At 71.5% G+C, this 11,115-nt stretch carries 13 protein-coding genes; 3 read left to right on the forward strand and 10 right to left on the reverse strand.

The features are described 5' to 3' along the window. Positions 1–9: 9 nt before the first annotated feature. The 5 genes from ACIPY8_RS15125 to ACIPY8_RS15145 form a co-directional block, all read right to left on the reverse strand. Complete coding sequence (locus ACIPY8_RS15125; protein ID WP_400820365.1) at positions 10–927, reverse strand: DNA-methyltransferase; 918 nt, start codon at positions 925–927, stop codon at positions 10–12. Then, positions 924–1,973 carry a biotin/lipoate A/B protein ligase family protein gene (locus ACIPY8_RS15130; protein ID WP_400819784.1) on the reverse strand — a complete coding sequence of 350 codons (1,050 nt, stop codon included), beginning with the start codon at positions 1,971–1,973 and terminating at the stop codon, positions 924–926. Before ACIPY8_RS15130 ends, ACIPY8_RS15125 begins: the two co-directional genes overlap by 4 nt. Before the next feature lie 46 nt (positions 1,974–2,019). Beyond that, the gene (locus tag ACIPY8_RS15135) at positions 2,020–2,757 is read right to left on the reverse strand and encodes a DUF1684 domain-containing protein (protein ID WP_400819786.1); all 738 of its coding nucleotides are present in this window, start codon (positions 2,755–2,757) and stop codon (positions 2,020–2,022) included. A gap of 275 nt (positions 2,758–3,032) precedes the next feature. Continuing rightward, the gene (locus tag ACIPY8_RS15140) at positions 3,033–3,887 is read right to left on the reverse strand and encodes an alpha/beta fold hydrolase (protein WP_400819788.1); all 855 of its coding nucleotides are present in this window, start codon (positions 3,885–3,887) and stop codon (positions 3,033–3,035) included. A gap of 43 nt (positions 3,888–3,930) precedes the next feature. Further along, entirely contained in the window at positions 3,931–4,671 is a 741-nt protein-coding gene (locus ACIPY8_RS15145) for a copper homeostasis protein CutC (protein WP_400819790.1), read from the reverse strand. A gap of 93 nt (positions 4,672–4,764) precedes the next feature. On the opposite strand from ACIPY8_RS15145, the gene ACIPY8_RS15150 reads away from it, so the two are divergent. The 3 genes from ACIPY8_RS15150 to ACIPY8_RS15160 are packed head-to-tail and all read left to right on the forward strand — an operon-like array spanning position 4,765 to position 7,027. Continuing rightward, a complete protein-coding gene (locus ACIPY8_RS15150; protein ID WP_400819793.1) occupies positions 4,765–5,205 on the forward strand; it encodes a MarR family transcriptional regulator in 441 nt (146 codons plus the stop codon). 5 nt (positions 5,206–5,210) lie between these two features. After that, the gene (locus ACIPY8_RS15155; protein WP_400820367.1) at positions 5,211–6,563 is read left to right on the forward strand and encodes an MFS transporter; all 1,353 of its coding nucleotides are present in this window, start codon (positions 5,211–5,213) and stop codon (positions 6,561–6,563) included. A gap of 59 nt (positions 6,564–6,622) precedes the next feature. Further along, the gene (locus ACIPY8_RS15160) at positions 6,623–7,027 is read left to right on the forward strand and encodes a hypothetical protein (RefSeq protein ID WP_400819796.1); all 405 of its coding nucleotides are present in this window, start codon (positions 6,623–6,625) and stop codon (positions 7,025–7,027) included. A 23-nt stretch (positions 7,028–7,050) separates the two neighbouring features. Here ACIPY8_RS15160 and rocD read toward each other — a convergent pair whose 3' ends face one another. From rocD to ACIPY8_RS15185, 5 genes are all read right to left on the reverse strand, one after another. Then, positions 7,051–8,250, reverse strand: coding sequence for an ornithine--oxo-acid transaminase (gene rocD, locus ACIPY8_RS15165; protein WP_400819799.1), 1,200 nt, complete (start codon positions 8,248–8,250; stop codon positions 7,051–7,053). Then, entirely contained in the window at positions 8,247–9,152 is a 906-nt protein-coding gene (gene ddaH, locus ACIPY8_RS15170) for a dimethylargininase (RefSeq protein WP_400819803.1), read from the reverse strand. The genes rocD and ddaH overlap by 4 nt, the downstream gene beginning before the upstream one ends. A gap of 164 nt (positions 9,153–9,316) precedes the next feature. Further along, a complete protein-coding gene (locus tag ACIPY8_RS15175) occupies positions 9,317–10,357 on the reverse strand; it encodes an NAD(P)-dependent alcohol dehydrogenase (RefSeq protein WP_400819805.1) in 1,041 nt (346 codons plus the stop codon). Between the two features lies 1 nt (position 10,358). Next, entirely contained in the window at positions 10,359–10,589 is a 231-nt protein-coding gene (locus tag ACIPY8_RS15180) for a helix-turn-helix transcriptional regulator (RefSeq protein WP_400819808.1), read from the reverse strand. Further along, positions 10,589–11,035, reverse strand: a complete 447-nt coding sequence (locus ACIPY8_RS15185) for a hypothetical protein (protein ID WP_400819810.1) — start codon at positions 11,033–11,035, stop codon at positions 10,589–10,591. Before ACIPY8_RS15185 ends, ACIPY8_RS15180 begins: the two co-directional genes overlap by 1 nt. Positions 11,036–11,115: the final 80 nt, after the last annotated feature.

Below are 11,115 nucleotides of genomic sequence, written 5' to 3' on the forward strand. Positions count from 1 at the left end.
CCGTCGCGGTCAGCCCCGCACGACCTCGGCGTGCGGCATCCGCTCGGTCATGACGCGGATAGCCTCGGCGTTGTCGTCCACGAGCACGGCGTCGCGTCCGAGCGCCGAGGCGACGGCTCCGGTCGTGCCGCTGCCCGCGAAGAGGTCGAGCACGCGGTCGCCGGGTCGGCTCGACGCCCGTACGATGCGGCGGAGGATGCCCTCGGGCTTCTGCGTCGGGTAGCCGGTCTTCTCGCGTCCGGTCGTCGGGACGATCGTGTGCCACCAGACGTCAGTAGGGAGCTTCCCCCGCGCGGCCTTCTCGGGTGTGACGAGACCGGGGGCCATGTACGGCTCGCGGTCGACGTCATCGGCGTTGAACACGTACTCGCGCGGGTTCTTCACGTACACGAGGATCGTGTCGTGCTTGGTCGGCCACCGCCTCCGGGACTTGGCGCCGTAGTCGTACGCCCAGATCAGCTCGTTGAGGAAGCAGTCGCGACCGAACACGGCATCCAGCATGACCTTGGCGTAGTGCGCCTCGCGGTAGTCGAGGTGCAGGTAGAGCGTGCCGTCGTCGGCGAGCAGACGCCATGCCTCCTCGAGGCGCGGCATGAGGAAGTCGCCGTAGTCGTCGAACCGGTCGTCGTACGCGCGCAGCATCCCGCGCACGCGCTCGTACCGATGTCCGTGGAAGCCGTGGCGAACCTCGGTGGGCGCCGCCTGCTCGGCATCCTCGGCCTGCGGCTCCTCGTCGGGTGCGGCACGGCGGGCCGTCACGACCTGCCGCTCCTGCGCCCGCCCGGTGTTGAACGGCGGGTCGAGGTACACGAGCGTGAAGGACGCCGAGGGCAGTGACGCCGCGACCGCGAGGTTGTCGCCCTGGATGACGGTGACGGCCCCGGAGCTGTCGGCAGCAGCGGATCCGGATGCCGCGTCGGGCGTCACGGGACCCGGTGCAGCCACGCGTCCGTCGCGAACTTCGACTCGACGAGGGCTTCGGCGTCGGCGTACTCGTCGGCCGTGATCGCGCCGTCCTCCGCGTGCGTGAGCGACCGGAACGTCGCGATGAAACGGTCGATGATCTCGGCCCGCGTCAGCCCGGTCTGGCTGCGCAGCGGGTCGACGCGCTTGGCTGCGGACGTCGTGCCCTTGTCGCTGAGCTTCTCGCGGCCGATGCGCAGCACCTCGGTCATGGTCTGGCCGTCGATGTCGTACGACAACGTGGCGTGGTGCAGCACCCCGCCGTTCGCGAGGCGCTTCTGCGCGGCGCCGCCGATCTTGCCCGACGAGCTCGCGATGTCGTTGAGCGGCTGGTAGACCGCGTCGATCCCCAGCGACCGCAGCGCCTGCAGCACCCAGTCGTCCAGGAACGCGTAGGAGTCGGCGAACGTCATTCCCTGCACGAGGGATGCCGGCACGTAGAGCGAATAGGTGATGATCTGCCCCGCGGCCATGAGCATCGCCCCGCCGCCGGAGATGCGGCGCACGACGTCGAAGCCGTGCCGGGCAGCTCCCTCGGGGTCGACCTCGTTGCGGTACGACTGGAACGAGCCGATCACGACGGCCGACTGGTCCCACTCCCAGATGCGCAGCGTGGGGCGTCGGCGCCCCTCGCCGACGCGGGCCGTGAGCACCTCGTCGAGCGCGAGGTTCATGCGCGGCGAGACGGCCTTCTCGTGCACGATCTCCCAGTCGAAGTCGCCCCAGCCGGGAGCCGTGACCAGCGCGCGGCGCACCGCTGTGCCCACGGCCTCGGGCGTGAAGCCGAGCAGCTGCGCCCCCTCGGGGAGCGCGGCGCGGACGGCCGCGGCGATCGTCGTGGCGTCCGACTCGACGGGCAGACCGTTCACGGCGGCGTCGATGTCCTCGATCGCCGAGTCCGGCTCGAGGAAGAAGTCGCCCGCGAGACGGAATCGCGCGATCCGGTCGTCCTCGACCTCGAGGTCGACGACCACGAGCTTTCCGCCTGGGACCTTGTATTCTCCGTGCACGGTTCCAGCTTAAGGCGCGCCTGCGCGGGCGGGGGATGCCGGGGGCTCAGCGGCCCAGCACGACCGCGCGCTCACCCGCGCGGATCGGCAGCGAGTAGCGGTTCTCCGCGGGCGGCTGCGGGCACACGAACTGGTCCGAGAACGCGCACGGCGGGAGGTACGCGCGGTTGAAGTCGACGATCGCGGTGCCGTCGTCGCCGGGGTGCTCGATGGGCAGGAACCGGAAGCGGTAGGTCTCGGTGCCGTTCGTCCCGTCCGCGAACACCGCGGTGAGCTCCCCCTGAGGCGTGCGCGTCGCCGACAGCGTGAGCGGGATGCCGTCGAGCGCGAAGCGCAGCCGTCCCGCGAGGGGCTGCTCGTGCACGGCGCCGTCGACCGCGGTGATCGTGACCGTCTCGCCCGGCGTCTCCTCGAAGTCGGCGCGCACCCGCCACCCCTCCCGCGGCGGATACGCGTCGATCCCGCTGAACCGCTCTCGTTCGGCGCGCCGCGGGTTGAACACCCGCAGCGCCACCGCCCCTCGACGGTCGAACACCCGCAGCTCGCGTCGTCCGAGTCGCAGCGTCTCGCGCCCCCGCAGCGTGACGACGTTCCCGGCGGTCCCGAGGTCGCTGCCACGGATGCCTCCGTCGCCCGTGAGCGCCCAGAGCCCCGGCACGCCCTCCACCGCGGCCGGCTCCGTGATGAGCCAGTTCGTCGATTCGAGCGCGGCCGGTCCGTACTCGGCGCCGGCATAGCGCTCGCGCGACTCGTGCCAGCTGCGCCACTCCTGTACGAAGCCCACCGCGCACCTCCTCTCGCCGCTCTCACCCTCCGACGTGAATCTAGGCGGAGGAGCGGATGCCGCGAGGGCGTGGCGTCATGCGCCTTCACCCGCTGTCACACGGGGTCACGCGGCGTCACGGGACGACTTCTCCCGAGGCCCGCCCCCGCGCAGGCGGTCGTCCCGACAGGAGATGCGCACCTCCGAAGGATCCCTCCGCGCCGATGCTCCTGTCGAAGCGCACATCGCCTGCGGAACGGCATCGCCTCCGGAAGGGCTCGCGCCTCGAGCGCAGGTCAGCGCCGCTGGATGCGGGCGTCGAGCCAGGACAGCACGTCGGCGCGGACCTCGGCCTGGTTCAGCTCGGCGAAGATCTCGTGACGGGCGTCCGGGTAGACGAGAGTCGTGATGTCGGTGAGGCCCGAGCGTGAGCGGTACTCGTCGGCGAGCTTGTGCACGCTGCGCGGGCCGCCCACCGGGTCGTCGCGTCCGACGAGGAGGAGCATCGGGATGTCGTGGCCCAGGTCGCGGCGCGGTCGTCCGTAGAGCTTCGCGGCCTCGATCGGACCGAACAGCTTCAGCAGCGGCACCTCGGTCGTGAGCGGATCGTCGTGGAACGCGGTCCAGACCTCCGGGTCGCGGCTGAGCCACTCCAGGCCGGTGGCATCGGGCGCCGCCCAGCGGGCGTTGAGCGGCGCGGCGTTGAGGGAGCCGGGCATGCGCAGCGCGGATCCCGACAGGATCACGGCGTCCCACGCCTCGGGGTGGTCGTTCACGAGCATCTGCGCGAGGAACGAGCCCCACGAGTGCCCGAGGAGCACGAGCGGCAGGTCGGGGTGCTCGTCCCGGATGATGCCGGTGAGCTGCCAGATCGCGGCCTCGGCGGCGCGGATGCCGCCCGCGCCGAGACGGCCGAGCTTCGCCGGACCGTCATGCTGGCGGATGCCGGTGCGACCGTGCCCGCGGTGGTCGTCGGCGTACACGTGGAAGCCCGCCTCGGTGAGCGCTGCGATCAGCGCGACGTATCGCCCGGCGTGCTCGCCGACGCCGTGCAGGAGCTGCACGACCCCTCGCGCCTCACCCGCTGCGGGGTGCACGTCGTAGACGATGGCGATGCCGTGGGCATCCGTGAACTCGCGCGTATCCGTCACGCCCCCACCCTACTGATCGCGACGGAGACCGGCGCGGACGAGTTCACGCCGCGAGGGCGGCCACGACCGCGCGCGCCGTGTCGAGGTCGGTGACCTCGTAGCCGCCGACGCCGTCGGATGCCGACCCCATGCGCACGCCGCCGTCCTCGTGCACCGTGCGCTTGGCCGAGAAGTGCAGGGCGTCCACGCCGACTCCGGCGAGTGCGGCCGCGCATGCGGCATCCACCCCGCTCCCGGCCATGACCTCGATCGCGCCCGCCGCCTCCGACACCATGGCGCGCAGCGTGTCGATGCCGTCGATCGCGGCGGAGGCGCCCCCGGAGGTGAGCACGCGGCGCAGCCCCAGCGATCGTGCGGCGACGAGCGTCGCGACGGGATCGGCGGTGACGTCGATCGCCCGGTGCAGGGTGACGGACCCCGCCCCCGCGGCGTCGCGGAGCCGCGCCATGGCATCGACGTCGAGGCGCCCGGCGGGATCCAGCGCTCCGACGACCACGCCGTGGGCGCCGGCCTCGATCGCGCGGCGGACGTCGAGCGCCGAGAGCGCGATCTCGTCGTCGTCGTAGTGGAAGCCGCCCGCGCGCGGACGCACGAGCACGTGCACCTCGACGCCGACCTCGCGGGCGGTCTCTATCGAGAGCTCGAGCGTCGCGGGAGACGGCGTCAGGCCGCCCAGCGGCAGCGCCTGGGCGAGCTCGACGCGCACGGCCCCGACGGCTCCGGCGATGCGGACTCCGGCGGGTCCGTTGACGGCGATCTCGAGGGCAGGCGTGCGGGTCGTCATCCGTCCATTCTGGCGCGCACGCACCGGCATCCGCCCCATATCGTCGCAGTCGGGCTTTCGCGCGCCGGAAAAATTACTTAGACTGTCTAAGTAATGTCTGCGTCTGATGAAGCCCTCCACCTCACCGCGACAGACCTGCGCATGGCCACGTTCCGGCTCGCGCGCCGCCTCCGGTGCGCCCGCGCCGTCGACGCCATGAGCGATGCGCAGCTCGCTGTCCTCGCCACGCTCCGCATGCACGGGCGCCGCACGATCAGCGCCCTCGCCGAACGCGAGCGCGTCACCGCACCGTCGATGACGAGCATGATCAACGGCCTCGAGGAGCAGGGGTACGTGATCCGCATCCCCGACGAGGAGGATCGACGCCGCGTGCACGTCGACATCACCGAATCGGGCACCGCGATCGTCGCCGAGACGATCCAGCGTCGCGACGAGCTGCTCGCCGAGATGCTCGCCGAGCTCGACTTCACCGAGGACGAACTCGCGACCCTCCGCGAGGCCAGCGCCCTGATGCGCAAGGTGGTCGACCGATGAGCGCCATGTTCCGCTCCTTCGCGAACATCAACTACCGCATCTGGTTCGCCGGGGCGCTCGTGTCGAACGTCGGCGGCTGGATGCAGGCCACCGCGCAGGACTGGGTCGTGCTCACCGAGCTCACCGACAACGACGCAGCCGCCATGGGCGTCACGATGGCCCTGCAGTTCGGCCCGCCTCTCGTGCTCGTGAGCCTCACGGGATGGGTGGCCGACCGGTTCGAGCGCCGCCGCATCCTGCTCGCCACGCAGACCTCGTTGCTCATCCTGGCGATCGCCGTCGGCACCCTGCTGCTCAACGGCCTCATGACGCTGCCGATGATGTTCGGCTTCGCGGCGGCGTTCGGCGTGGTCAACGCGTTCGACGCCCCGGCCCGGCAGGCCTTCGTATCGGACATGGTCTCGGTCGGCGACACGTCGAACGCGGTCGCCCTGAACTCGGCGTCGTTCAACCTCGCCCGCATGATCGGCCCCGCCGTCGGCGGTCTGCTGATCGTCGCGATCGGCTCCGGCTGGGTGTTCATCGCGAACGCCGTGACCTTCCTCGCGATGCTCGTGGCACTGCTCCTGCTGCGCACGGGGCAGCTGGCTCCGCGCCTCAAGAACCGCAGTCGCGGCGGTCTCGCGGCGGGGTTCCGCTACGTCTGGGGGCGCAGCGACCTGCGCGTGGTCTTCGTGACGGTGTTCCTCATCGGCGCGTTCGGCATGAACTTCCCGATCTTCGCCTCGACCATGGCTCTCGAGTTCGGTGCGGGGGCCGACGGCTACGGCGTGCTCAGCTCGATCCTCGCGATCGGCTCGCTCGCCGGGGCGCTGCTCGCGGCGCGACGTGACCGCGCCCGCGTGCGCGTCGTGATCTTCGCCGCCGGCGGGTTCGGCATCGCCGCGTTCGTGTCGGCCGCGATGCCGACCTACCTCACGTATGCGATCACCCTCACGTTCACCGGGTTCATGATCGTGACGCTGCTGACGACGGCCAACGGATACGTGCAGATGACGACCGACCCGGCGCTGCGCGGTCGCGTGCTCGCGCTGTACATGGCGGTCATCATGGGCTCGACCCCGGTCGGGGCGCCGATCGCCGGGTGGGTCGCCGACACGTTCGGACCCCGCAGCGCGATCATGCTCGGCGGCACGGCCGGCTTCGTGGCCTGCGCGATCGGCCTGATCTGGGTGCTCACGTCCGGGCGCGTGCACCGCGACGAGAGCCGGCGCTTCCTGCTCACTCTCGACGAGACGCGGCCCCTCAGCATCGTCGACGAGCCGGAGCTGGCCGAGCCCGCGGCATCCGCGGAGCCGGTCGACTTCACCGAGAAGGCGACGGCGACCACGCCGATCCGCATCGCGAAGCAGGACTGACCCCCACCCCTTTGTCAACGCCCTCTCGGACGTGTGCGGGCGCGCGTAGCGTCGCGTTCATGGACGAGAACACAGGACGCACGCCGCACCCCGAGCAGCCCGCCGAGGGGTCCCCCGACGTCAACCCCGAGCACAACACCGCCCCCGACGGTGAAGACGGAGGCGCGCAGGGCGCGGCCCAGGGCGGCGCGATCCAGGGCAACAGCTCGCATGGAGAGTCGCCGCGCGGCGCTATCCAGGGCGAGGCCGAGGACGGCGATCCGCAGGGCGCGACGCAGGGCGGCGCGATCCAGGGCGACAGCTCGCACGGCGAATCGCCGCACGGCGCGATCCAGGGCGACGCCGACCCCGATCGCGGAGCGCATCTGGGCGGCGACGCGACGACCGCCGAGCAGCTCGACGCCGACACCGACGTCGAACGGGACACGCTGCGCACGCTCGACCCGGACGACGCCCCGGCCTGAGCCCGCGGGGCGGCAGCTCTTCCCTACGCCCCGAGCACGTGCTTGAGCTGCTCGACCGCCCAGTCGAGCTCGGTCGCGCGCACGACGAGGGGCGGCGCGATGCGGATCGTCTGTCCGTGCGTGTCCTTGACGAGCACACCGCGGTCGAGGAGCTTCTCCGCGATCTCGCGGCCGGTGCCCTTCGCGGGGTCGATGTCGACGCCGGCCCAGAGCCCCGCGATGCGCACGGCCGTGACGCCGTGCCCGATCAGGGGCTCGAGCGCCGCAGAAAGATGAGCGCCGAGGGCGCGGGCACGCTCCTGGAACTCGCCGGTCCCGAGCATCTCGACGACGCGCAGACCGACGGCCGCCGCGAGCGGATTGCCGCCGAACGTCGAGCCGTGCTCGCCGGGCCGGATCACACCGAGAACGTCGGCGTTCGCCACGACGGCCGACACGGGCAGGATGCCGCCGCCCAGCGCCTTGCCGAGCAGGTACAGGTCGGGCACGACGCCCTCCCGGTCGCACGCGAAGGTCTCCCCCACGCGGCCGAGGCCCGACTGGATCTCGTCGGCGATGAACAGCACGTTCTTCTCGTCGCAGATCTCGCGGATGCGGCGCAGGTAGCCGTCGGGCGGGATGATCACGCCGCCCTCGCCCTGGATCGGCTCGATGAGCACGGCGGCCGTGTCATCGGTGATGGCCGCGGCGACGGCATCCGCGTCGCCGTAGGGAACGACATCGAAGCCGGGCGTGTACGGGCCGAAGCCGGCGCGCGCCTCCTCGTCGTCGCTGAAGCTCACGATGGTCGTGGTGCGGCCGTGGAAGTTGCCGGCGGCGACGATGATGCGAGCGGCGCCGTCGGCGATGCCCTTGACGCGGTACCCCCAGGCGCGTGCGACCTTGATGCCGGTCTCGACGGCCTCGGCGCCGGTGTTCATCGGGAGCACCATGTCCTTGCCGGCGAGGTCCGCGAGCGCGGCCGCGAACGGCTCGAGCCGGTCGCTCATGAATGCGCGGCTGGTGAGCGTCACCCGCCCGAGCTGCTCGGTGAGGGCTGCGACGAGGGCCGGATGCCGGTGTCCGAAGTTCACGGCCGAGTAGGCCGCGAGGAGGTCGAGGTAGCGCTTGCCCTCGACGTCCGTGACCCAGGCGCCCTCGCCGCGGGCGATCATGACGGGCAGCGGGTGGTAGTTGTGCGCGACGTGCGGTTCGGCGCCGACCGCGACCTCGACGCCGCTCATGCCGCGCCCCGCAGTTCGAGCGTGCAGCACTTGATGCCGCCGCCGCCGAGCAGCAGCTCCGACAGATCGACCATGATCGGGTTGTAGCCCCGCTCGCGCAGCTGCTTCTCGAAGCCCACGGCGCGCGGGGAGATGATCACGTTGTAGCCGTCGCTGGCCGAGTTGAGGCCGAACACCGAGCCGTCCTCGTCGGACACGAGGATCGCGTCGGGGAAGCGCTCCTCGAGGATCGCGCGGCTCTCGTCGTCGAACGCTCCGGGGAGGTATGCGATGTTGGCGCGCTCGGGTCCGCCGTTCTCGACGCCCTGCACGGGGTCGAGCACCGCGATGGCCGTGTCGAGGTGGTAGAAGCGCGGGTCGATGAGGTTCAGGGAGACGACCTCGCGGCCGAACACCTCGCCGACCTCGCGGTGGCTGTCGCCCGTGGAGCGGAAGCCGGTGCCCGCGAGGATCACGTCGCCGACGAGCAGGAAGTCGCCCTCGCCCTCGTTGACCTCCTCGGGGATGACGGTGTCGTAGCCGGCGGCGCGGAACCAGTCGGCGAAGGCCGGGGCCTCACCCTGGCGCTCGACGAAGCGGAACTTCGGCACGTAGGCGCGGCCGTCGATGAGGAAGCCGCCGTTGGCCGTGTAGACCATGTCGGGATAGCCGGCGAGAGGCTCGATGAGCTCGACCTCGTGGCCGAGGTTCAGGTAGAGATCGTGCAGCTTCTGCCACTGGGCGACGGCCTTGGCCGTGTCGGTCGGCTTCGCGGGCTCCATCCACGGGTTGATCGAGTAGTTCACCGTGAAGTGCGACGGCTCGCACATCAGGTAACGACGGCGGTGGGCGGTGCGGACCGGAGCGCTCGACGCCGCGGTCTCGGACGCGGTTTCGGACGACGCAGTGGTTTCGACAGACATGGTGCTCCTCGAACGGATGCGGCGGACGCTGTCCAGGGGCCCGGCGGTCCTTCGACCCGTGCCGCTCCGAGGGAGTCGGCGCTCGGGGAAGATGCGACTCGAGCACGCCGGGGTCCATTCTGTCACCCGGCGCCTGGACGCCGCCAGAACCCCGACCCCCGGGCTCACGCCCCGCGCACGACCACCTTGCCGACCGTGTGACCGGCCTCGACGTGGCGCAGCGCGTCCCGGGCCTCGTCGAACGCGTACTCGCGCTCGATCACGGGGGTGATCCGCCCCTCGGCGGCGAGTTCGAGCAGCGCCGCGAGCACCTCGGCGCGCGGCGTCGCGAGGAGGGGGCGGATGCGGCGGCGGGACCCGATCGAGCGGAGCGCGGCGGCGAGGATGCGGGGCATCGGCCCGAGCACGTGCCCGCCGTTGCCCGCGGCGAGCACGACCGTGCCACCGGAGACGACGAGACGCTGCAGGTCGCGGAGCCGGAGGCCGCCCGCGATGTCGATCACGGCGTCGAAGTGCCCGTCCGGCAGCGTCGACAGGGGCGTGTGTCGGTGATCGAGCGTGCGGACGGCGCCGAGGTGCTCGACGAGTCGCGCGTTGCGCTCTCCGCAGGTGGCCCAGACCTCGGCCCCGCGGAGCGCGGCGAGCTGCACCGCGAAGGTGCCGACGCCGCCCGACGCTCCGATCACGAGCACCCGACCCGCGCCGTCGCTCGGGCTGGTGCCCGCGGGACGGATGCCGACGCCTGCGAGGTCGAGCGCCTGCCAGGCCGTTCCTCCCGCGACGGGAAGCGTCGCCGCGGTGTCCGACGCCACGTCGGGCGGCACCGCCACGAGCCGCGAGGCCGGCACCGCCACGTGCGAGGCCAGCCCTCCTCCGTCGACGAGCTCGCCGACCATGCGGCTGCCGACCTCGACGCCGATCGCCTCCGGCCCGAGCTCGACGACGGTACCCGTGACCTCCATGCCGCGAACGGGGTTCTTGGGACGGGTGAGGCCGAACACCGGACGCACGAGCAGCGGGTCGCCGAGCAGCAGGCGGACATCGCCCGCGTTGAGCGCGGTGGCCTCGACCCGGAGCACGACCTCGCCGCGACGGGGCACGGGGATCGGGAGCTGCGCGAGGCGGACTCCGTCGGCCGGACCGTAGGTCTCGCGACTCCAGGCGGGCATGGTCGACGTGGTGGGGGTGGAGCGGGCTGCGGTCATGTCAGGCCTCCGTCGGAGCGGGATCCGGGTACTGGAACAGGTCGTCGAGGCCGACGCCGAACGCCCGGGCGATCTGGAACGCGAGCTCGAGGGTGGGAGAGTACTTCTCCTGCTCGATCGCGATGAGGGTCTGCCGGGTCACGCCGATCGTGCGGGCGAGCTCGGCCTGGGTGAGGCCCGCGGCCTCCCGGTGGATGCGGATGCGGTTCGAGACGAGCGTGGGCTTGACCATCACACGAGCCCCCGCCGGTAGGCGACGGCACGGGCGACACCGCCGACGACGGCCGAGACGGCGAACCCGGCGAACATCGTGTTCGCGATCCAGAACACGTCGGCCCCGATCGCGCACAGCACGATCACGCCCAGTCCCGCGATCACGAGGAAGGACTGCTCGACCCTGGTGCCCATGCGGCTGATGTCGCGGTCGCGGATGTCGGCCTTCCCGACGCCGTCGGGGTCGCGGGCGCCGGCGACGATGCCCCAGACGACGCTGAGCACGATGGTCGCGACGATGCCGATGCCGATCGTCCAGAGCATGAGCGGGAACCAGTCGATCGCGTCGACCGGTCCGCGCGCCGCCTGCTGCAGGACGATCACGATGTACGCGGGGATGACGAGGACGGCGACGATGAGTCCCGCCCAGACATTGCGCTCTTCGTAGACCATGACAGCCTCCATGTAAAAGATTGTTTACATGGAGGTTACGACGCTCCAGATCCTCGTGTCAAGAATTTTTTACACGGTGTCGCGATCGATCG

This window comes from Microbacterium sp. NPDC089696, assembly GCF_044749125.1.
Classification (GTDB): domain Bacteria; phylum Actinomycetota; class Actinomycetes; order Actinomycetales; family Microbacteriaceae; genus Microbacterium.

Excerpts from the sequence above, each read along its gene's own strand:
- ACIPY8_RS15150 (WP_400819793.1), top strand. The coding sequence starts at position 4,765 with ATGTCTGCGTCTGATGAAGCCCTCCACCTCACCGCGACAGACCTGCGC.
- ACIPY8_RS15180 (WP_400819808.1), bottom strand. The coding sequence starts at position 10,589 with ATGGTCAAGCCCACGCTCGTCTCGAACCGCATCCGCATCCACCGGGAG.
- rocD (WP_400819799.1), bottom strand. The coding sequence starts at position 8,250 with ATGAGCGGCGTCGAGGTCGCGGTCGGCGCCGAACCGCACGTCGCGCAC.
- ACIPY8_RS15175 (WP_400819805.1), bottom strand. The coding sequence starts at position 10,357 with ATGACCGCAGCCCGCTCCACCCCCACCACGTCGACCATGCCCGCCTGG.
- ACIPY8_RS15160 (WP_400819796.1), top strand. The coding sequence starts at position 6,623 with ATGGACGAGAACACAGGACGCACGCCGCACCCCGAGCAGCCCGCCGAG.
- ACIPY8_RS15145 (WP_400819790.1), bottom strand. The coding sequence starts at position 4,671 with ATGACGACCCGCACGCCTGCCCTCGAGATCGCCGTCAACGGACCCGCC.
- ACIPY8_RS15185 (WP_400819810.1), bottom strand. The coding sequence starts at position 11,035 with ATGGAGGCTGTCATGGTCTACGAAGAGCGCAATGTCTGGGCGGGACTC.
- ACIPY8_RS15155 (WP_400820367.1), top strand. The coding sequence starts at position 5,211 with ATGTTCCGCTCCTTCGCGAACATCAACTACCGCATCTGGTTCGCCGGG.
- ddaH (WP_400819803.1), bottom strand. The coding sequence starts at position 9,152 with ATGTCTGTCGAAACCACTGCGTCGTCCGAAACCGCGTCCGAGACCGCG.